Origin of the sequence: Corynebacterium qintianiae, assembly GCF_011038645.2 — a bacterium.
Lineage (GTDB): Bacteria > Actinomycetota > Actinomycetes > Mycobacteriales > Mycobacteriaceae > Corynebacterium > Corynebacterium qintianiae.
This window is the reverse complement of sequence record NZ_CP064955.1, coordinates 1,911,613-1,932,401: the sequence shown is the minus strand read 5'-3', so window position 1 is coordinate 1,932,401 and position 20,789 is coordinate 1,911,613. Positions and strand designations below refer to the sequence as shown.

The following is a 20,789-nucleotide window of genomic DNA, read 5'->3' as shown; positions in this document are numbered from 1 at the left end:
GACGCGGGCAGCGTTAGAACCAGGTGGACGGGCGGACCTTGTTCGCCATGTCCACCAGGGCGTAGCGGTGGCGCGCGTAGGGGGCAATGCGCGCCTGTTCCCGCAGCGTGATCGCCAGCCCCCGGCGCAGATCGCGGGTTGTGAAGTCGTACTCAAAAAGTCCCTGGTCCGAGGTCGCGCGGTTCACGCCGGCGTCGCGCAGAAACGCCAGCGCGGCGCGCAATACGTAGACCTTTACCTGGAGGAACCGCGGCTCGTTGTTGGGGATTTCCTCCAGACGGCGGGCCGCGCGGCGGATGCGGGATTCCGTCAGCTCGTCGGAGACAAGATCGAGGATGATAGTCAGCTGCGCCATCCTATGGTGCCGTGAGGAGTTGGGGACTTTGTCTAGGGCCGCGACGGCAAGCTCTACTTCGCGTTCCGCCATCAGCAGGCGAGCCAGTCCGAACGCCGAAGATACCGTGGTGGGATTAGCCAGCCACACCAGGGAATACAGCCGCAGGGCGTTGAACCGGAGTACGGCGGGTGTGTCGCTCACCATCGTCCAGTCACCTGTGAGAATGCCCTCCTCCTGCCAGCGGTCGAACGCCTCGGACGGCAGCTCGCCAAGGTGGGTTCGGATGCCGGCCGCGGCGCGCGCTAAAGCGTCGTCAAGCAATGCGCCGGAGAAGGAGCCCTTGTTCTGGAGAATGAGCTCGTCGATGGCGGCGATTGCGAGCTTCGGCGCGGCCTCACCCGGCACGGCAACGAGCACACGGGTGAAGTCAGCCTGCGCTGCAGCGAAGTCGCCGATAAGCGTGCTGGTCACGCCGGAGTACCAGTGGAAGCGCCAGTTGTTGCTAAGGCGGTCCTTCAGGGATTCAAGCCAGGTGCGGGCCTGGTAGGTGAGGCCGAGGTCGAGCATCGCGCGGACGACACCGAACGGGATTTCTCGCGACTGTTCGTATTGCGGGGTCTGCATCGCCTGACGGAGGTTCTCCAGAGTTTCCTGCGGCTCCTGGTAGGACGTGCCCTGGATCATGGCCGCGCCCACGTCGTGGCGGTCGATCAGAGGGGCGGGAAGCGCGGCGACCACCTCCTGCGGGGTGATTTCTACGGTGCGGCTGATGCCGTCGATAAGCTGGTCGGTGCGAAATACCAGGTGCTTGGTGCCGAAGGTGGTGCGCTGCGGGGAGAACAGCGAGTGCTGGGCGGGGAAGGTGCGGCCGTCCCGGATCGCGATGCACTCCCGCAGCACCCCGAAGAGCTGCGCTTCCAACTCGGCCACGGAATGGAAGCGCTGCGCTGGGTCATCGTGGCAGCAGCGGCGGATCAGGCGGTACAGCGAGAGGTAGCGGCGGAACGTCGGTTCGCAGGATGGCGACGGGATGCCGGGGTCGTAGACGCCGTCGGTGCGGGGCAGCTCCACAACCAGGGCCGCGAGGGTCCGTCCGATGGTATAGATGTCGGAGGCGACGCTGGGGCCTTCACGCGAAACCTCGGGCGCCTGAAATCCTTTGGTCCCGTAGATATAGCCGTAGGCGCCGACGCCGCTTACTGCACCGAGATCAATAAGCTTGACCTGATCCTCGGTAACAATGATGTTGTCCGGCTTCAGGTCGTTGTACACCACGCCTCGAGAGTGCAAATAGGACAGCGCGGGCAGCACCTCGAGAACGTACGCGATGGCCAAGTCGACGGGCAGCAAGTGGGTGGGTTGCTCGTTGCGGCGCTGGCGCAGGCTGGGCCCGCCGACGAACTCCATGACGATGAACCCGCCCGGCACCCGGGGATCATCGATGAAGTTGAATATCTTCACTATCCCGGGGTGGGTAATCTCGGCGAGGAACTCTCGCTCCGCCACCGCCGCCGCGGTCTCGTCGGCGTTCTTCGTCGAGTGCAGGCCTTTGAGCACGACGACCCGGTCGGCCACGTTGTGGTCCTGCGCGACGTAGATCCACCCCATGCCACCGTGCGCGATCACGCCCATGATCTCGTACTGTCCGGCCACCACGTTGCCGGGGTGCAGCTGCGGCTCCGGCAAGCCTTTTTGCACGACCGCCGCAGTGGGGTCCTTCAGCGCCTCCTTCGGGTCGGTGGGGGCGACCCACGGCAGCTCGACCATGCCGTCGGCCACGGGGCGCGCCGCGCGTTTGGCGCCACGCAACTCGCGGAATGTGTCCAGCGCTTCGCGGCGCGAGCGTTGCGACGTGTCCTCCTGACGCGGCCCCTTCCGCAGCGCGTCCAGGTCCTTGAGCAGTTCCGCCATGTCACCGAGACCGGCATAACCGCCCTCCTCCCCCTCACTGTCGTCGTCCTCCAGTGCGAACGGGTCGAAGGCGACCGCCTCGGTGGCGGGGTCCTCCTCGGTGAAGGGGTTGTAGGCGACGGCTTCGGTGGCCGCTTCGGTAGCGGTGTCGGTACCAGCGTCGGTGCCGTTTTCCTCGCTCACTGCTCCTCCTCGGTTCGGGCGCGGTAGCGCGGCTCGGGCATGGACGGTCCGGTCATGCTGCCGGTGAGCCATCGCTGGTACATCGCGTTCCAGGTGCCGTCGTTACGCAGCCGCTCGAGGGTGGAATTGACCTGGGTGGTCATACCGGCATCACCTTTCGGGATGCCGACCGCATACTGCTGCGTGCCGTAGCGGCGCGGCAGAATCGCGGCGTACGGGTCCTGTGCGGACATCCCGGCGAGGATGGCGTCGTCGGCGAGAATGGCGTCCGCGTGGAATTGCTGGGTGGCCATAAGGCAGTCCGCCCAGGTGCGGGTGCGCATGATCGGCGACTCGGGTGCGAGTGCACGCGCCATCTGCAGCAAATTGGTGCCGTCGACCACGCACACCGTCTTGCCCGGTAGGTCGTCCTCACCCGAAATGCCGCGGTCCAGGGGAGCAAGCAGCCGCACGTAGGACGTGAGGTACGGGGTGGAGAAGTCGACCCGCTCGAGGCGGTCGGGTGTGACGGACATGGTGCGGATGACGATGTCGACGTCGCCGTCCTCGAGTGACTGGGTGCGCGACTGCGATCCGACAAAGCGGAAATCCACTCGGTTGGGGTCGCCGAAGATGTCCTTGGAAATCTCACGCGCCAAGTCGATCTCGAAACCGCGCAGGTCGCCCGCGGTGACGTCGCGGTAGGAGAGCAGTAACTGCGACTGGTCGACACCGACGACGATTCGCCCGCGCGCCACCACCTCGGGCACGCGCTCCTTGGGCGTCGCGTTGTCGGGCCGCAGCGACCCCTCCCAGCCTGCGTCATCCTGGAAAGTGGACTCCGGCTCGACACCGGGCTTGTCCACGGTCGCGCCCGGTGGGAGCGGCACGCCGCTGTAGGCGGGCACCGGGTCGGTCGGAGGCGCCGGCGCAGGTTTATTCGCCGGGGCTGACGCGCACGCACTGAGCAGCAGCACGGACGCGAGCGCAATGAGACGGTACGTACTCACAGGTATTCCCCCAGACGGCGGCGGATACCCAGCCAAATCGCCAGGACGGACAGGGTGGTGAGCAGCAGGACCGCGGTAGAGACCGCCTTGGTGGCGTCGAGCGAGGCGTCGATGAATTCGCGCATGTCCTGGCGCGACTGTCCGATCAGGGTCGACAGGGCGTTGTCCAGCTGGGTGTACGCGCGCGTGGACGACGGCACGCCGTCGTCGGGGTTGGGTGCGGTGAGGACTTCTACGGCGCGGTCGAACTGGCCGTCGCCAAGCGTGCGCACCAGGTCTGAGTGCGCGACGTTCCACTGCTCCAGCGCGGCGCGGGCGGCGTCGACCACCGCCGGGTCCGTCGACTCCGAGGTGGACGCGGAGGCGGTGTCAAGGGCCCGGCTGACCGACTGGTAGGTGTTTTCGAAGGTGGTGTCGGCGTCCGTGACGGACTGGCGGCGCAGGAGTGCGAAGATTTCGTCGGTGCGGGTCTCTTGGGCGTCGATACGCGCGGTTGTCAGCTCCTCCCACGGCTCGGCCGCCCGATCGAAGGCGACCTGGCCCGACTGCCACACCGCGTAGTTCGCCGCCGACGCCCACAGAATCGCGGTCACCATCATCACCGTCGCGGCGAGGAAACCGCGGTTGAGCCGGCGGCGGAAAACCCGCCACAACCAGATTTGCGCCAGCACGAGGAAAAACAGAGCTGCCACGAGACCGGACAGCGGCACCCACTGCGGTCGCGAGAGGCGCTCCATCTCATCGGCGACCTGCCCGCGCGTGAGATCGAAGAGCCGCGAGGCGTTGCCCAGCATGCGCTCGCGCATGATGTTGGAGCCCGACGACATGTACGCCACGCTGACCGGGTTTCCCATGCGCTGGTTCGTCTTCGCGCGCTCCATCAGCCCGGCGTAGACGGGGATGTCGCGCTGGATCTGCAGCACCGAGCTCCGGATCTCCTCGTCGGTGCCGCCGGATTCGACGGTGCCCTCGAGCACCTGGTTCGCGGCCACCACGGCGGCGTCGACCGACTCCATGAAGAGGTTCATGTCGTACTCGCTCGAGATCCCCGGCTGCACGAAGGTGGTGGTGGCGATGGTGTCCGCCTGGGACAGGGAGGTGATCAGCGTGTGCGCCGAGTTGCTCATCGGCTCGGTGGAGTTGACCAACACATCCATCGACTGCTGGCGCGCCGCCATCGACTGGCTCATGGACACGCCCGCCGCCACCAACGCGAGGGTGAGAATCAGCATGACGGTCACGATCTGGCCCGGGGTGGTGGTGAGGAAGTCGAACACGCGGCGCACCCAGCGCAGCGGGCCGGTGAACGTCTCGGCCATCCGCACCCGCGCCGAACGGTTCTCGGGGAGGGCTTCGATCTCGTCGACCCAAGCGTCGTCAAGCGCAGGGCTATCGATCACGCCTGCCTCTTGCCGCATTGCTACACCATAACCCGCCAAACGACCCCCGCGCCATAACTATTGGGCGATTGTTGCGCGCGTGCCTACAGTAGGGGATATGGAAGGCGACGGCAACGGATGGGTCGAAGGTCCCGGCGGCATTAAACTATGGGGCCGCCATGGTGCGGCCGGGCTGTTTCTGCAGGCTGGAGAACTGCTGCTGCTGCAACACCGCGCGGCATGGACGGCGCAGGGCGGCACGTGGGCTCTGCCGGGTGGGGCGCGCGATTCGCACGAGAGCGTGGAGGAGACCGCGGTGCGCGAGACGGTGGAGGAGTGCGCAATCGATTCTTCGCTGATTGCCGTCGAATCCGCGCTGGTCACCGCGGGTCCGTTCGATTCCGGCTGGACCTACACCACCGTCATCGCCCGCACACGCTCCGGTGAGCCGATCCCCGTCGAGCCCAACGAGGAGTCGGAGGAGCTGAGGTGGGTGCCCCTGGGAGAGATCCGCCGGCTGCCGCTGCACGCGGGCTTTGAGGCGTCACTGGACACGCTCATGAGGCATACTAAGCCGCATGATTGACGTTAATGGCCTGACCAAACAGTACGGTCCGGTGCGCGCGGTGGACGATCTCACGTTCACCGTCAAACCCGGCGTGGTCACCGGCTTCCTCGGCCCGAACGGCGCCGGCAAGTCCACCACCATGCGCATGATCCTCGGCCTGGACACCCCCACATCGGGCACCGCGCTTATCGACGGCTCCCCCTACGCGCAGTTGAAGCAACCCGCGCGCCGGGTCGGTGCGCTCCTGGACGCCAAAGGCGTGCACCCGAACCGCTCCGCGCGCGCCTCGCTGCTGTGGCAGGCGCAGGCCTCCGGTCTGCCTGCCGCCCGCGTGGACGAGGTCCTGGAACTCGTCGGCCTGTCCGGCGTCGCCGGCAAGCGCGCCGGTGGTTTCTCCCTCGGCATGGGGCAGCGCCTCGGCATCGCGTCCGCCATGCTCGGCGACCCGGAGTACCTGATCCTGGACGAGCCGGTCAACGGCCTCGACCCGGAGGGAATCCGCTGGGTCCGCGGCCTGCTGCGCGGTCTGGCCGACGAAGGCCGCACCATCTTGGTCTCCTCCCATCTGCTCGCCGAGATGGCGCAGACCGCCGACCACCTCATCGTGATCGGCCGGGGCAGGCTCGTCGCGGACACCTCGGTGCACGAGTTCATCAAGGGCAATTCTGCCATGGCCACCGTGGTCCGCCCCGCGGGGACGGAAGCCATCGCGGAGATGGAGGCCGCACTGGCCGCCGCCGAGGTGCGCTTCGTGCGCGGCGCGGATCTTGACGGGCGCCCCACAATCACAATCGAGGGCCGCTCCTCCGACGAGATCGGGGCCCTGGCCTTCTCAGCCGGAGTGCCGATTGCCGAGCTGACCGAGCGCCGCGCCTCGCTCGAGGACGCCTACATCCAGTCCACCGAGGGCCACGTTCAGTACCAGGCAACCACCCAGCCAACCTCCCGGGAAACCTCCCAGGTCTCACTGAAGGGTAAACACCGTGCTTAACCTGTTCCCCGCCGAGTGGACCAAGCTGCGCTCCACCGCCTCCTTCTTCTGGACGACCGGCCTGATCCTCGCTGCCGCCGCCGGCTTCGCCGCGATCTTCGCCGCACCCGCCGGCGGCGGCATGTACATCCCGATCACCGTCATCATGACGGTGGGCATGATCTCCGCCATCATCGTCATTGTCCAGGCTGCGATGGTGGTCACCACCGAATACCGCTTCGGCGTCCAGGCCACCAACTTCCGCCTCGCGCCCCAGCGCTGGCAGGTGGCGCTGGCGAAGCTGCTGCTCTACGCCGCGCTCGCCGCGGCGACGGTGTTCCTCGCCTCCGTGCTCGCGTTCACGCTCGGTGACGCGCTCGCGAGCGTGCCCGCGAACTGGACCAGCAACGCCGCAACCCTGCGCGCGCTGTGGGCGCTGCCGCTGGGCGCCGCACTGCTGGTGATGTTCACCCACGGCGTGGGTTGGATCGTGCGCAACACCGCCGGCACCGTCACGCTCGTCTTCGCGATGCAGTTCGTCGCCGAGACCGTCATCGGGTTCATCCCGCGCGTCGGCCGCGACATCGTCGGTTACATGCCGTTTTCCAACCTGTTCGCGTTCATGTTCAACACGCCCACGCAGAACCACGGTGTGTGGGCGTCGCTGGGCATCTTCGCGGCCTGGGCCTTGGCGGCGTGGGTTGTCGGCGTCGTGCTGCTGCACCGCCGCGACGCCTGAGGATGGGGTGAGATGTCACGGTTAGGCTTTTCTCGACTGTGACCGCCTGGGGTTATGCGGCGCAAAAACCGCTGACCGTGACATCCGAGTCTGGCCGACCTCGCGCTTCTGCAGCGCTACTGGAGCGCTACTGCAGAGCGGAGGTCAGCCTCATCACGTTGTCGATGTAGCGCCGGTACCAGGGCCTGCGGCTCCACTGTTCGAGCGTGAGCTCGCGGGAGACGTTCATGTAGGTGCCCCCGAGCGTCTCCAGCTCGCGCAGAAGCGAGCCGTCCGCCACGAACAGCGAGTTCTCGTAGTTCAGTGTGAAGGAGCGCATGTCCATGTTGGACGAACCCACGACCGCGATGTTCGTGGAAAGGCCGGGATCGGCGATGGCGAACTTCGTGTGCAGCACGTAGGGCGCGGGGAACTGCCAAATGTGCACGCCGGCGCGCAGGAGTTGCTCGTAGTAGGACGACTGCGCGTGGGTGACCATGAACTGGTCCGCCTTCTCGCCCACGAGCAGGTCCACGCGCACGCCGCGGTAGCAGGCGGTGGTCACGGCCTCCAGCAGCGAGTCCTCGGGCACGAAGTACGGGGAGCACAAAATGAGGCGCTCGCGGGCGTGGTGGATCAGGGTGTTGAACATCCGCAGGTTCGGCTCCGCCTGGTAACCGGGGCCGGAGGGGATGAGCTGGAGGATGTGCTCGCCAGGCTTATCGACGCCCAAACGGCGCGGCGCGAGCAATTCAATCGCCTCGCCCGACTCGGTGTACCAGTCCACCGCGAACATGGATTCCAATGAGGTGACAATGGGGCCCTCGAGCTCGACGAGCACGTCGATCCATTGGCGGCCGGCGCGGCGGTGGTTGCGCATGAGGTAGCCGCGGTCGATCATGTTCATCGACCCCATAAGCGCGGCGCGGCCGTCGACGATGATCACCTTGCGGTGGTTGCGCAGGTCGGGGCGGCGGAAGCGCCCCCTCCACGGCTGCAGCGGCAACATCAGGTGCCAGTCGATGCCCGATCTGTTCAACCGCCGGGTCATGCGCAGGTACCCGGGGTATTTGCGGGATCCGATGTGGTCGAAGAGCAGTCGCACATGCACGCCGCGGCTGACGGCGCGCTCCAGGGCGTCGAACACCGGCAGCGTGGTGGCGTCGAGGGCCAGGGCGTAGATTTCGATGCCGATGTAGTCCTCGGCGGCGTCGACAAGCTCGACGATCCGGCGGAAGGCGAGCTCGTAGTCGGACCACAGGCGGCGTACGTCCGCGTCGACGGCGGGGAACCCCGTGAGAGCGCGATGCAGGCGCACGATGGCCTCTTTGTCGGGGGACAGCTGAGCCTCAGGTGGGATGTCGGGGATGTCGAGATGGACGTCGGTGATCATCGCGTTCGCGCGCTGCTGGATGCGGTGGCGCCGACGGTTGAAGAAGTCCGAGCCCATGAGCAGGTACAGGGGCAGACCGATGATCGGCAGAAGGAGAATGAGCAGCAGCCAGGCGTTGGCTGAGGACGGCCTGCGGTTGGACGGCACGATGCCGATCACGACGAACTTGATCACGTAATCGACGATCATCGCCACGAGCTGCCAGTAGCTCACGTCCAGGGTCAGAGTCATGGCGGCTTAACGCACTTCGTCGTAGGCCAGGGCCTTCGTGTCATAATCCGCGATGACCGGGGCGTGGTCCGAGGCACCCTTGCCGCGGCGCTCATCGACGTCGACCCAGGCGCGGGTGAGTTTGCGCGCCAACGGCGGGGTGGCGAGCTGGAAGTCGATCAACATGCCCTGGTTCTTTTGGAAGCGCATGGACTTGTAGTCCCAGAAGGAATACGCGTCGTCGTGCCGTATTTCCTCCAATCCTGCTTCGAGCAGCATCTGGTAGGCGGCGCGCTCCGGTTCCGTGACGTGCGTTTTACCCTCGAACCAGGCGATGTCCCACACGTTCTCGTCGCGCGGGGCGATGTTGTAGTCGCCCACGAACAGCTGCGGTTCCTCCGCCGCCACCGCAAGCTGCAGGGAGTAGAGGAACTGCAGCTTGTAGTCGTAGTGGGGGTGGCCGATCTCGCGGCCGTTGGGCACGTACAGCGACCACACTTCGACGCCGCCGCAGGTCGCGCCGACGGCGCGGGCCTCCACGGTTCCGTCGTAGGCGGGCTGGTGATCGAACGCCGTCTGCACGTCCTCGAGTCCCACGCGCGAGGCGATGGCGACACCGTTCCACTGGTTCGTGCCCACGTGCGCCACGTCGTACCCGGCCGCCTCGAACACGGCGTAGGGGAACTTCGCGTCGGCCGTCTTCGTCTCTTGCATGGCTAACACGTCGACGTCGTTGCGCTCGAGAAAGGCGGTGATACGCTCGGCGCGGCTGCGCACCGAGTTGACGTTCCATGTGGCTATGCGCATGTCATACACCCTAACCGCACATCAACCCAGGCGCGCGTAGCGGTGCCGGTGGTGCTCGACGAAGCCGAGCTTGTGATACAAACCAATCGCCACGCTATTCGACGCCCGCACGTGCAGGTAGGCTTCATCCGCGCCCTGGTCCGCGCCCCACGCCAGCAGCGACGCTCCGAGCTGCGTGCCCAGGCCCCTCCTGCGCAGGTGCGGTGCGACCTCCACGGCGGAGTAACCCAGCCAGCACCGGCCGTCCTCCGACTCCGTCAGCGTTGCGCGGGTCACGGCAACCGTCTCTCCGCTGTCAACGAGACGCGCGTAAGCGATGCGTCCGTCTATCGGCTTGATGGCCTCCGCCGGGAGCTGCTCGCCGCGGAAGTGGTACATCGCCAGCCACGCGTCATCTGGCTTGTCGAGCACCTCGAAACCCGCAGCTGCGGGGCCCTTTCCCAGCGGCCGCGTCATCACCAGGATCTCCTCGCTCAGCTCCCACTCGTCGGTGAGCACCTTCAGCGCAGGCTTGCCGATGCGCTCCGGGATCAGCAGCTGCACAGGCAGGTCACGGTCGCGGTAAAACGCCGTGATCTCCTCCAGCGGCACCGGGTTGAACCCGGCTGAGTAGCCGATCGGGGTCGCCGAGTTGGAGCGCTCCGCGATATCGGCTCCGGCGCGTGCCAACCAGCCGTCGATAAGCAGCTGTTCCTGGCCGGGGAACGCTTTGGCCGCGGCGACCTCGACGGCGCGGATGTCGCTGTTGCGGACCGTGCGCGGCGAGAGTTTCTTGATGATGTGCACGTCCCGGACTACGATCGCGTTCTTGAACGACGGGAATCCGCCGACCTCCTGCGGGCGGATGACCAGCGGGTTCAGGGTGATCACGTGGCCGATGATGTCGCTGGCGTGCTCGCCGACGCGCTGGCGCACCACCACCCTGTCGCCGACCGCGATGTCGTCGGAGCGAAACATTAATGCCCGAACGGGTCGTCGTCAGTACCCGGCAGCCAGGTGTTACCCGCTGCGTTCCAGCCGTTGTCGCGGATCACGCGCTTGGCCTCGCGCTTGTAGCGGCCGGTGAGCACGTCGGTGTAGACGTAACCGTCGAGGTGGCCGACCTCGTGCTGCAGGCAGCGGGCGAAGAATCCCTCGCCCTCGACGCTGACCTCGTTGCCGTTCTCATCCAGGCCGGTGACCTTCGCCCAGTCGGCGCGGCCGGTGGGCCAAGACTCGCCCGGGACGGAGAGGCAACCCTCGTCGTCCTCGCCGTCGTCGCGCGGCATGGTCTTCGGGATCTCGGAGGTTTCCAGCACCGGGTTGATCACGGTGCCGCGGCGCATGGTGTCGCCGTCGGGGCAGTGGTAGACGAACAGGCGCAGCGGCACACCCACTTGGTTGGCGGCGAGGCCGACGCCGAACGCGGCGTCCATGGTTTCGTGCATGTCCGCGATCAGTTCCTGCAGCTCCGCGACGGGCTGCTCCACCGGCTTCGTCGGCTCGTGCAGCACCGGGTCGCCGTGGATCACGATGGGTCGAATTGTCATGCCTAATATATTAAGCATGCTTAGCGACGCCGACCTCACGCTCCTGGACTTCGAAGCCGCCGCCCCCAGGTCCGTCGGCGCGAAGGAGGACGCGATCCGGTCTTCGCTGGGGTTGACGCCGATCCGCTACTACCAGCGGCTGAACGTTTTGCTGGATTCTGCCGAGGCGTTGGCGGCGCGGCCGCAGCTGGTGCGGCGGTTGCAGCGGGTGCGGGATGGCCGCGTGGGGTGACGGCCGCGTGGGGTGGGATGTCACGGTGGGGGTTTTCTCGGCTGTGACCGCCTGGGGTTTTGCGGCGCCGATTCGCTTGACCGTGACATCCGGCCTGGGGGAACCGTGCGTAACCGAAACCGGTCTAACCGGTTATGCACAACACCAGAGAAGAAGACTGGCGCACACCCCTAGCAGAGAAACTGATCGACCTGCGGGGTTTACCCGTTGATGACCCGCGGCGGACGGCACCGTGGAAGCACGGGCTGACCGCAATCACCAAACAGATCGCGATGCCAGCGCACGAATTTGCCGGCCTCCGGTTCCACCAGCAGCGGTTCGTGGACGCCGTAGCCCGCGGCCGCAACGCCTACGAGGCAGTTCTAATCGGGAGGTCGGCGGCACGCGTCCAAGGCATGTGGGTGGTGTCGCTGACCCGCGAACCTGTTGAGCTCGCCTTGCCGTCCTCCGAGGTGCCGCCTACGTATCGTCGCAGCAAGGCGGTGGTATGTAGGCGTCGCGAAGTTCCGTTCCACACGGTCGTCCACGGCGTTCGCACGACGTTGCCGGTGCGCACGTTCATCGACATCGCCCGCGACCACGGTTTCGCCGAAGGGCTCATCGCAGCGGATTGGCTTCTCGCGAACGGGTTTGCGCGGGAAGCGCTCATCGAAGGGTTGAGCCGCATGGGCCGAATCCGCAATGCACCGGTTGTCCGCCGCTGCATTGAGCTGGCAACCGAAAAATCCGAATCCCCGTACGAATCGCTGGCGCGAGCGATTTTCATCCTGGGAGGTATCGGCAACATCGAGGTCCAGGTCTCGATTGGTGGGTTTAGGGTGGATTTGCTTATCGACGGCTGGTTGGCCGTCGAAATCGATGGCGACGTCAAATACACCGAAGATCCGGACATGGCGATAGTGGAGAAAATCAACCGGCAGAAGCAGTTGGGGAATAAAGGGTACGTGTTTCTGCGGTACCGGCCTGCGGAATTACTGAAAGACCCGCTCGGTGTTCTAGAGGAAGTCAGAATGCGACTCGACGGCGCGGTTAACCGCGGCGCGTCGTAGCGTGCGGTCAGTCACCGAGGTAATAATGTGTCGTGTGTGACTAATGTGAACCCTGGCAATGGCAACCGCGACGAGTACGTCGACGCGGAATACATCGGCGACACCGAGGAGTACCGTGGCTCACACCGCCGCGGTGACGACGGCGATTACGACGCCGAAGATGACGGTGATTACGCGGCGCCGGTGGGCGGAAGCACCGCTGCGGCAGCCGGCGGCATCCCGAAGCGGGGCCTGGCGATGATCCTGATCGCCGTTGCGGCCATCCTCCTACTCTGGGGCTTGTATGCGCTGACCCAGAAAGACAACGCCGGTACCGACGCGGCGAGTACAGGGAGCTCAGCGGCCACCGCGACGGCCACCGCGCCGGTGCAAAACCCGCAAAACCCGCAGAACCAGCAGAACCCGCAGGGTACGGCGCAGGACGGCCAGCCAGCTCAAGGCAGCCAGCCGCCCGCTGAAAACTCTGCGGCCCCAGCCCCCTCACCCGCTCCCGCACCGAACCAGGGCCAGGCCCCCGCGTTGACCGCCCAGAACGCGCAGGTCTTCGTCTACAACAACTCCGCCAACCCGGGTGTGGCCGGCACAACGGCGGACCAGTTGGCCCCGCAGTACACGGTGGCCAACAAGAGCACCGACTCCACCAGCATGAACCTGCCCGAGCAGACGTACGGTATTTTCCCGGAGACCACGGTGTTCTACGATCCGTCGGTAAACGGGGCTGAGCAGGTGGCGGCTGATCTGGCGCGGCAGGTTGGGGGCGTCGCAAAGCCAAACAACGAGGTGCCGCAGGGCGCGTCGCTGCCGGACGAGGTCCGCGGTAAGCGCGAGGCCGTCTCCGTGGTGCTCGCCGGTTAGACTTGTCGCATGGATCCGTTCCGCGACTTCGCCAGATCTCCCAACCAGACGCTCGGCGTCGAGTGGGAGATCTGCCTCGTTGACCCTGAGACCCGCGACCTGGTGCCGCGAGCCGCAGAGGTGATCGACGAGGTCACCGCCCGCCACCCCGACCTGCACCTGGAGCGCGAGTTCCTGCAAAACACCATCGAGCTGGTCACGCCGGTGTGCGCGAACGCGGGGGAGGCCATCCGCTTCCTCACCGATGCCACGGAGAAGGTGCGCGCGGTCGCGGAGGAGGAGGGCCTGCGGCTGTGGGCGTCGGGAGGGCACCCGTTTTCGGACTTCCGCAAGCAGCCGTTGAGCCCGAAGATCACGTACAAGGAGATCGTCAACCGCACCCAGTACTGGGGCCAGCAGATGATGCTCTGGGGCATCCACTGCCACATCGGCATCCGCCACGAGGACCGCGTGTGGCCGATCATCAACGCGGTGATGACGAAGTACCCGCACCTGCTCGCCATCTCCGCCTCCAGCCCTGGGTGGGACGGCCTGGACACCGGCTACGCCTCCAACCGCACCATGCTCTACCAGCAGCTGCCCACCGCGGGCATGCCATACCAGTTTCAGACGTGGGACGAGTGGGTGCAGTTCATGAATGACCAGCAGACGTCCGGCGTGATCAACCACACCGGCAGCATGCATTTCGACGTCCGCCCGGCCGCGAAGTGGGGCACCATCGAGGTTCGCATCTCCGACGCCACCTCCAACCTGCGCGAGCTCGCCGCCATCGCGGCGCTGACGCACTGCCTGGTGGTGCACTTCGACCAGATGCTGGACCGGGGTGAGCAGCTGCCGATCCTGCAGCCGTGGCACGTGGCGGAGAACAAGTGGCGCGGTGCGCGCTACGGCATGGAGGCGCTGGTGGTCACTAGCCGCGCGACGGATGAGCGCTGGGTCACCGAGGAACTGGTGGACCTGGTCGATCAGCTGCAGGGCGTGGCCGCGCAGCTCGACTGCGTGGACGAGTTGAACTTGGTGCTGGAAATCCTCGAGCGCGGCGCCGGTTACCAACGCCAGCGCAGGCTTTTCGATGTCCACCGGGACTGGAAACCCGCTGTCGACCTGACCTGCGACGAGCTGACCGCCCTGACTTGGAACTAGCGCTTCGGGGCGGGCCGCTCGTTGACGGTGAGCGCGTCGTCCCCGCCGTAGAGGCCCTCTAACCGGGCCACGCGCCCGAGGCGCTGCGCTGTGACGGGGTTGGTCATGAGCGCGAAGATGACGAGCAGGACGAGGGTGCCGATATCGCCGCGCTCGTGCACGCCGAAATCGGGCGAGCCGGTGACGCGGATGATGGTGCCGAGAACCATGAGCACCAGGCCGGTCGTTTGGGGCTTGGTGATGGCGTGAATGCGCGCCATGGTGGATTTGAACCGCACCGAACCGATGGCCGCGGAGAGGACCATGAACGCGCCGGGCAGGATAAAGATGAGCGAGATAATGTCGGTGATCACGAGATGTCGTCCCTCCTGCGGAAACGTGCCACGGCGAGCGAGGCGATGAAGCCGAGCAGCGCGATGACAATCATGGCGTTGACCACGGTGGTGTCGATGGTCCAGCAGATGTAGAGCGCCAGCACGCACTGCAGTGAGGCGGTGAAGGCGTCGTTGCCCAGGACACGGTCGAGCGAGGTGGGGCCGACGACGATGCGCCAGCCGATGACGAACAGCCCGGCCACCAGCATCACCGCTGCGATGCCGAGGACGACGTTGTAGACGAACGGATCCATGGCTTACCCCCTGCTTTCGAAGATGTCGATCATGTGACGTTCCAGCTTGGCCACGCTCCGGCGCTCCCTTTCGATGTCCGCCTCCGTTTCGGCGTCGAGGACGTGGATGGTCCATTCGCGGTTGGCGATGTCCAAGTCGGTGACGGAGCCGCCGGGCTGCAGGTTGTAGGCGCAGGTGGCGAGGTAGAGAACCAGCTCGTTGGAGACGCGCATAGGCACTTTGAGGATGGCGTTGCGGGGAGGGGCGGCGGGCCGCAGCGCGAGCCACGCCACCTTGGCTGAAGCGACGATGAGGTCGGCGAACCAGGTGGCCACGAACACGATGAGCCTGCCCCAGTGCACCTTGTTGTGGTCGCGCGGGACCTTCGGCAGGGGCAGAAGCAACACGATGAACAGCGCCAGCGCGAGGCCGCCGAAGAAGTTTCCCCAGCTGAACTCGCCCATGAGCACGACCCACATCAGGGTCAGCCAGGCGACAAAGTAAGGGCGGAAGCGTGCTCTGAGTCCTTGCATGTTATTCCCCGTCCTCTCTGCGCTGGGTGGAGGCGACGACGGGCTCGGGAACGGACGCCGTGGTCACGCCTGTCGCGGTGGGTGCCGTGGAAGTGGTGTTGGGCTGCTTCTGCAGAGAATCGCGGCCCACTTCCATGGTGTCTTCCTCCAGGTTGCGCGTGGGGTCGGTGTATCCGGGGCGCAGCACCGCGTCGCGGTAGATGGACCGGTCCTGTGCGGACTCTGCGGCGCGGTCGGTCACCGCGGCGATGGGGCCCGCCAAGAACGACATGGCCACGGAGGCCGCGATGAGAAGGGTGGTGGACAGGAGCATTCCCGACGGGAGCCGTCCGACGTCGGAACGCTCCTCGATGTCGACGGTGGACTGGCGGTCCGACAGCGCCGACGGTTTATCAAAGGCGATATGGCCCTCGGGGGCGTCGGCGCGGTCGCGCAGGAAGCCCTTCGACCACACCAGGATCATCGCGTAGAGGGTCAACAGAGAGGTGACCACGGCACCGGCGATGAGGACCCAGGAAAGCCATGTGCCCTCCGCGGCACCGGCCTCCAGCAGGATGATCTTGCCCAGGAAGCCGGAGAACGGTGGGATGCCGCCCAGGTTGAGCGCCGGGATGAAGTACAGCAGCGCGATGATTGGCGCGGTGTAGAGCAGCGAGCCGAGGCGGCGCAGCTGGGACGTGCCGGCCTGGCGTTCGATGAGGCCGACGACGAGGAACAGTGAGGTCTGCACCAGGACGTGGTGCACGGCGTAGAAGATCGCGCCCGACAGGCCCTGCACGGTGCCGAGCGCGACGCCGAAGATCATGTAGCCGATGTGGCTGACCAGGGTGAACGAGAGTAGACGTTTGATCTCGTTTTGGGCGAGCGCGCCCATGATGCCCACGATCATCGTCGCCAGCGCCACCCACATCAGCAGCCCGTCGAGGGAACCGTCGGTGAACACCGTTGAGCGCATGCGGATGATCGCGTACACACCGACCTTGGTCAGCAGGCCCGCGAAGACCGCGGTGACCAGCGAGGCGGCGGTGGGGTAGGAGTCGGGCAGCCAGGCGTCGAGCGGCACGACGGCGGCCTTGATGCTGAACGCCACGAGCAGGGTGGCGAAGATGGCGGTGCGGGTGCCGTCGGGAAGCGCCTCCATGCGCAAGCCCGCGTGGGCCATGTTGAGCGTGCCCACTGAGGCGTAGATCATGGCCAGCGCGAACAGGAAAATCATTGACGACGCCATGGACACCATGACGTAGCTGATGCCGGATCTGACGCGCCCGGCCGACGCGCCGAGCGTGAGCAGGACGTAGGAGGCGACGAGGAAGATCTCGAAGCCAACGTAGAGGTTGAATAGGTCACCTGCCAGGAAGGACAAGTTCACGCCCATGGTCAGCAGCATGTACACGGGCAGGAAGACGGCGACGGGGTCGTCCTCGTCACCGTCGCGAAGCCCCTGCGAAATGCCGTACCACATGACCGCCACGAGCACGATGGCGGAGACGAGCAGCATGATCGTGGCCAGGCGGTCGGCCACCAGCGTGATGCCGATGGGCGCCTCCCAGCCGCCGAGCTGCACGGTCTGGATGCCGTGAGTGTCGGCGACGATGAGCAGTGTGGCGGCGATCGCGGCCAGCGCCACCAGCGTGATGAATGCGATGGTGCGCTGCAGCGCCAGCTGTCGCCCGGACACCAGGATCAGCGCCGCGGCCAGCAGGGGCAGGAGCATCGGCAGCGGCACCAGGTACGCGACATACGGCAGGACCCATTCGGCGTAGTCGTGGAGGTTAGCGGTCATGGTCGGCCTCCATCACGGGTTCCTCGAAGGAGCGCGGGCCGAACACGTCGCCAAGCGCGCTCGTGCGTCCGGTCGCCGGGTCGTCGGACGCGTCGTGGTCGGGCTGCGCCGACGGGGTGGCCGGGCGGGCCGCAATGGCGCGGTCCTCCTCGTCGCGCTCAATCACGTCGTCGCTGCGGTAGCGGTACTGGCGGTAGGCGAGCGCCAACATGAACGCCACCATCGCCATCGAAATCACGATCGCGGTCAGGATCATCGCCTGGGCGAGCGGGTCCGCGATCTGCCCGCCGTACAGTTCGTTGTCGCGGGTGAGGATCGGCGGGGACCCCGCCTGGCCGCCGGATTGCAGCAGCAGGAGGTTCGCACCGTTACCGATGAGCATGATGCCCATGATCATGCGCGTCATCGCCTTATCCAGCAGCAGGTACACGCCCGCCGCAACCAGCACGCCTGCGCCGATGAGCAGGAAGAGGTTCGCTTCCATCTACTCGCTCCCTTCCGTTGAGCTTTCGCGTATCGACGACCCGCCCACCGCAACCCTGCGGGCCCGACGTTGCTGGGCTTGCTTGGCGCGGCGTTGCTGGTTCTTCTCCTGGAGCGCACGCGCGCGCTCGCGGGCGCGTTCCTTACGGGCGTCCTCTTCCTTGTCCAGGTGCGCGCCGACGGAGGTGAGGATGTGCATGATGAGGCCGACGACGATGGCGTAGACGCCAGCGTCGAAAAGCAGGGCCGACGGGATCGCTACCTCGCCGATGAGCGGCAGGTCCGGGGCGATGTAACCCGAGGTGAGTGGCGGGTAGCCGAGGAACATTGGAACCACCGCCGCGGCCGCAGAAAGGAGAAGTCCTGTGCCGAGGATGGCTTCAGGGCTGACGGGTAGAGCCTCCTCGATTTCGCGCCGGCCGCCGGCGAGGTAGCGCAACGCGAAGGCGAGCGCCGCCACGAGGCCGCCGGCGAAGCCGCCGCCGGGGGCGTTGTGGCCGGAGAAGAAGAAGTAGGCGGAGAGCAGCATCATCGACGGGAAAAGAATGCGGGTGGCTACCTCGACCATCAGGTGGCGGTTCTGCGACACTTCGCTGTTGACGGAGGAGGCGAGCCAGCGCGGCACCGCGGCCGAGAGGACCGGGCGGCGCGAGTCGCGGTAGAACGAGCCGGTGCCGAAGATGAGGCTGGCTACTCCGGTGGCAGCGATCGCGAGCACGGTGATTTCGCCGAAGGTGTCCAGCGCGCGTAGGTCGACGAGCAGGACGTTGACGGCGTTGCGGCCGTGGCCGATCTCGTACGCCAGGTCCGGCATGGGGCCGGAAATCGGCTCGGAGATGCGCGAGGAGATCGCGGTCATGGCGACGATGACAACGGAGAGTCCGGTGCCGATGGCGAGCCAGGCGCGCAGGCGCACGTCCGAGTCGCCGCGGTTTTCGACCTCGGTGGGCATCTTGCGCAACACGAGCATAAATACCACCATGACGATGGTCTCTACCAGCACCTGCGTCAGCGCCAAGTCGGGGGCTCCGTGCAAAGCGAAGATCAGGGCGAGCGAGAACCCGGTCAGACCGACCATGATGACGCCGGACAGGCGGTTGCGCTGCAAGGTCGCTGCGACGGCCATCAGGGCCATGAACACCACGGCCATGCCCTGCCAGGGGCTGTCCCACACGATCATGCGGATGTCGCTGGAACGGCCCAGGATCAGACCGGCCAGGGGCAGGACCATGAGGACGACGAAGATCGTCGCCAGGTTGACCGAAAGCGAACCGCGTTGCGTGGACGCCGTCAGGCGCAGCGACGCTGTGCGCAGGGACTTGATGATGCTGTCCCAGACATCGTCGGCGTCACCCAGGGCGGGGCGCTCGAACTGCGCCTTAGCCACGATGCCGCGCTGCCAGAACATCAGCGAACCGGCACCGATGATCACGGCAGTCAGCAGCAGGGGGATGGTGAAGCCGTGCCACAGTGCCAGGTAGTTGCCCTCGACCTCGGGGAAGCGCACCTTGAGGTACTCGTTGAATGCGCCGCTGATCCAACCGGGAAACAGCCCGAACGCGACGGTGATGGTGGTCAGGACGGCGGGAGAGAGCCACAATGTTGGCCCGATCTTGTCCATCGCGGAGACCTCCTCGGACGTGCCGCCGGTCTTGGTGGCGAAGGCCCCGTGGATGAAGTACAGGGAGTACGCCATCGTGAGGATGGAGCCCACGACGAGCCCGACGAGCAACATCTTGCCCGGCATGCCGTGCAGCAGCTCCTCGTGGAGCACAGCGTCGAGGGCCGTCTCCTTGGCCACGAACCCGAACAGCGGCGGGATGCCTGCCATCGATGCCGCCGAGATGACCGCCAGCGCCGCGATGAACGGCTCCTTCTTACCCAGGCCGGAAAGCTCGCGGATGTCGCGAGTGCCGGTGGTGTGGTCAATGGCGCCGACGATCATGAACAGCGCCGCCTTGAACAGGGAGTGCCCGACGGTCAGGGCGAGGCCTGCCATTGTCGCCTCGCGCGAGCCGATACCAATCACGGCGGTGATGAAACCCAGCTGGGACACAGTGCCGTAGGCCAGGATGAGCTTCAGGTCTTTTTGCTTCAGCGCAACCCAGCCGCCGAGCAGCATGGTGAAAATCCCCGTGCCGCACACCACAATATGCCAGGTGGGCACGGCCGCGAAGTCGGGCGCGAGGCGCGCGACCAGGTAGATGCCGGCCTTCACCATCGCCGCTGAATGCAGATACGCGGAGACGGGGGTGGGTGCGGCCATTGCGCCGGGCAGCCAGAAGTGGAACGGCGCCTGCGCCGACTTGGTCAGCGCGCCCAGCATCACCAGGATGATCGCCGCGGCGATGCCAGGGGTTTCGGCCACGCCACCGAACGTCGCAATGTCGGAAAGCTTCCAGATGCCGGTCTGCTGGCCGAAAAGGATGATGCCCACCAGCATGGCCAGGCCGCCGAAGGTGGTGACCATGAGCGCCTGGATGGCGGAGCGGCGTGACGACGCCCTCTCGCCGTAGTACGCCACCAAGAGGTACGACAGGATCGACGTCAGCTCCCAGAAGATGTACATCAGCAGGAAGTTGTCGGAGATGACGAGGCCGTACATGACCATGGCGAACATGGTCAGCTGCGCCCCGAACACGGCTAGGCGGCGCGGGTTGGAGTCGAAGTAACCCCAGCAGTAGAGCAGTACCAGGGCACCGCAGCCGAGGACGATGAGGCTGAACAGCCCCGACAGCGCGTCGAGGCGGAACTCGAGGTTCAAGTTCGTGCTGGGCATCCACTCGTAGGTGGCCAAGATCGCCCCGCCGTCGGCGAAGACTCCGCCGTGGAACAGGCTGACGATCCAGATGAATCCTGCGAGCGGGACGAGCGCGACGATGGCGAACGCGACCCGGCCGACCGCGCGCAGGAGAATCGGCGCGGCGAGTGTGGCGCCGACAAGCGCGATCAGTAGAGACAGCACAACGCGTACCCCTCCTTCTTCAGGTGGACGGGACAGGGGCGGCGCCCGCTGCGCAAAATCCGAAGGCACGGAGTACGAAAAAAGAGGCAGCGTTCTATCAGCGTCTTCCCAGCGTTATTCAGCTTCATTCAGCGGCGCGGCCAA

Annotated in this window: 20 protein-coding genes; 7 read left to right on the top strand and 13 right to left on the bottom strand. The window is 66.1% G+C overall.

Annotated elements, in window-relative coordinates; all coding sequences use genetic code 11:
- Positions 1 to 13 precede the first annotated feature (13 nt).
- Genes G7Y29_RS09445 through G7Y29_RS09435 form a run of 3 tightly spaced genes read right to left on the bottom strand, consistent with a single transcriptional unit; the run spans position 14 to position 4,838 of the window.
- Positions 14 to 2,503: a serine/threonine protein kinase gene (locus tag G7Y29_RS09445; protein WP_165002331.1), complete on the bottom strand. Its 2,490-nt coding sequence runs from the start codon at positions 2,501 to 2,503 to the stop codon at positions 14 to 16.
- Entirely contained in the window at positions 2,428 to 3,420 is a 993-nt protein-coding gene (locus G7Y29_RS09440) for a glutamate ABC transporter substrate-binding protein (RefSeq protein WP_249399747.1), read from the bottom strand. Before G7Y29_RS09440 ends, G7Y29_RS09445 begins: the two co-directional genes overlap by 76 nt.
- Positions 3,417 to 4,838: a hypothetical protein gene (locus G7Y29_RS09435; RefSeq protein ID WP_165002330.1), complete on the bottom strand. Its 1,422-nt coding sequence runs from the start codon at positions 4,836 to 4,838 to the stop codon at positions 3,417 to 3,419. The genes G7Y29_RS09440 and G7Y29_RS09435 overlap by 4 nt, the downstream gene beginning before the upstream one ends.
- Positions 4,839 to 4,917: 79 nt before the next feature.
- Between G7Y29_RS09435 and G7Y29_RS09430 the strand changes: the two genes are divergently transcribed.
- The 3 genes from G7Y29_RS09430 to G7Y29_RS09420 are packed head-to-tail and all read left to right on the top strand — an operon-like array spanning position 4,918 to position 7,076.
- The gene (locus tag G7Y29_RS09430) at positions 4,918 to 5,385 is read left to right on the top strand and encodes an NUDIX domain-containing protein (protein WP_165002329.1); all 468 of its coding nucleotides are present in this window, start codon (positions 4,918 to 4,920) and stop codon (positions 5,383 to 5,385) included.
- Positions 5,378 to 6,358: an ABC transporter ATP-binding protein gene (locus G7Y29_RS09425; protein WP_165002328.1), complete on the top strand. Its 981-nt coding sequence runs from the start codon at positions 5,378 to 5,380 to the stop codon at positions 6,356 to 6,358. Before G7Y29_RS09430 ends, G7Y29_RS09425 begins: the two co-directional genes overlap by 8 nt.
- Entirely contained in the window at positions 6,351 to 7,076 is a 726-nt protein-coding gene (locus G7Y29_RS09420) for an ABC transporter permease (protein ID WP_165002327.1), read from the top strand. The genes G7Y29_RS09425 and G7Y29_RS09420 overlap by 8 nt, the downstream gene beginning before the upstream one ends.
- 127 nt (positions 7,077 to 7,203) lie before the next feature.
- On the opposite strand, the gene cls is transcribed toward G7Y29_RS09420, so the two are convergent.
- Genes cls through G7Y29_RS09400 form a run of 4 tightly spaced genes read right to left on the bottom strand, consistent with a single transcriptional unit; the run spans position 7,204 to position 10,994 of the window.
- Positions 7,204 to 8,679 carry a cardiolipin synthase gene (gene cls, locus G7Y29_RS09415; RefSeq protein ID WP_165002326.1) on the bottom strand — a complete coding sequence of 492 codons (1,476 nt, stop codon included), beginning with the start codon at positions 8,677 to 8,679 and terminating at the stop codon, positions 7,204 to 7,206.
- Positions 8,680 to 8,685: 6 nt separating this feature from the next.
- A complete protein-coding gene (locus G7Y29_RS09410; protein ID WP_165002325.1) occupies positions 8,686 to 9,465 on the bottom strand; it encodes an exodeoxyribonuclease III in 780 nt (259 codons plus the stop codon).
- Between the two features lie 21 nt (positions 9,466 to 9,486).
- The gene (locus tag G7Y29_RS09405; RefSeq protein WP_165002324.1) at positions 9,487 to 10,422 is read right to left on the bottom strand and encodes an N-acetylglutamate synthase, CG3035 family; all 936 of its coding nucleotides are present in this window, start codon (positions 10,420 to 10,422) and stop codon (positions 9,487 to 9,489) included.
- On the bottom strand, positions 10,422 to 10,994 hold the full coding sequence (locus tag G7Y29_RS09400; protein WP_213014501.1) for a peptide deformylase: 573 nt from the start codon (positions 10,992 to 10,994) through the stop codon (positions 10,422 to 10,424). Before G7Y29_RS09400 ends, G7Y29_RS09405 begins: the two co-directional genes overlap by 1 nt.
- Positions 10,995 to 11,010: 16 nt before the next feature.
- Here G7Y29_RS09400 and G7Y29_RS09395 point away from each other — a divergent pair, with 16 nt between their 5' ends.
- From G7Y29_RS09395 to G7Y29_RS09380, 4 genes are all read left to right on the top strand, one after another.
- The gene (locus G7Y29_RS09395; RefSeq protein WP_196820216.1) at positions 11,011 to 11,226 is read left to right on the top strand and encodes a DUF3263 domain-containing protein; all 216 of its coding nucleotides are present in this window, start codon (positions 11,011 to 11,013) and stop codon (positions 11,224 to 11,226) included.
- A 134-nt stretch (positions 11,227 to 11,360) separates the two neighbouring features.
- On the top strand, positions 11,361 to 12,275 hold the full coding sequence (locus G7Y29_RS09390; protein ID WP_165002321.1) for an endonuclease domain-containing protein: 915 nt from the start codon (positions 11,361 to 11,363) through the stop codon (positions 12,273 to 12,275).
- Between the two features lie 36 nt (positions 12,276 to 12,311).
- Positions 12,312 to 13,130, top strand: a complete 819-nt coding sequence (locus G7Y29_RS09385; protein WP_165002320.1) for a LytR C-terminal domain-containing protein — start codon at positions 12,312 to 12,314, stop codon at positions 13,128 to 13,130.
- Positions 13,131 to 13,139: 9 nt separating this feature from the next.
- Positions 13,140 to 14,273: a glutamate--cysteine ligase gene (locus tag G7Y29_RS09380; protein ID WP_165002319.1), complete on the top strand. Its 1,134-nt coding sequence runs from the start codon at positions 13,140 to 13,142 to the stop codon at positions 14,271 to 14,273.
- On the opposite strand, the gene G7Y29_RS09375 is transcribed toward G7Y29_RS09380, so the two are convergent.
- Genes G7Y29_RS09375 through G7Y29_RS09350 form a run of 6 tightly spaced genes read right to left on the bottom strand, consistent with a single transcriptional unit; the run spans position 14,270 to position 20,645 of the window.
- Entirely contained in the window at positions 14,270 to 14,626 is a 357-nt protein-coding gene (locus G7Y29_RS09375; RefSeq protein ID WP_165002318.1) for a monovalent cation/H(+) antiporter subunit G, read from the bottom strand. The genes G7Y29_RS09380 and G7Y29_RS09375 overlap by 4 nt on opposite strands.
- The gene (locus G7Y29_RS09370) at positions 14,623 to 14,901 is read right to left on the bottom strand and encodes a monovalent cation/H+ antiporter complex subunit F (RefSeq protein ID WP_165002317.1); all 279 of its coding nucleotides are present in this window, start codon (positions 14,899 to 14,901) and stop codon (positions 14,623 to 14,625) included. Before G7Y29_RS09370 ends, G7Y29_RS09375 begins: the two co-directional genes overlap by 4 nt.
- Before the next feature lie 3 nt (positions 14,902 to 14,904).
- Entirely contained in the window at positions 14,905 to 15,414 is a 510-nt protein-coding gene (locus G7Y29_RS09365; RefSeq protein ID WP_165002316.1) for a Na+/H+ antiporter subunit E, read from the bottom strand.
- Position 15,415: 1 nt separating this feature from the next.
- Entirely contained in the window at positions 15,416 to 17,197 is a 1,782-nt protein-coding gene (locus G7Y29_RS09360) for a Na+/H+ antiporter subunit D (protein ID WP_165002315.1), read from the bottom strand.
- The gene (locus G7Y29_RS09355; protein ID WP_165002314.1) at positions 17,187 to 17,681 is read right to left on the bottom strand and encodes a Na(+)/H(+) antiporter subunit C; all 495 of its coding nucleotides are present in this window, start codon (positions 17,679 to 17,681) and stop codon (positions 17,187 to 17,189) included. The genes G7Y29_RS09360 and G7Y29_RS09355 overlap by 11 nt, the downstream gene beginning before the upstream one ends.
- The gene (locus tag G7Y29_RS09350; RefSeq protein WP_165002313.1) at positions 17,682 to 20,645 is read right to left on the bottom strand and encodes a Na+/H+ antiporter subunit A; all 2,964 of its coding nucleotides are present in this window, start codon (positions 20,643 to 20,645) and stop codon (positions 17,682 to 17,684) included.
- Between the last annotated feature and the right edge of the window lie 144 nt (positions 20,646 to 20,789).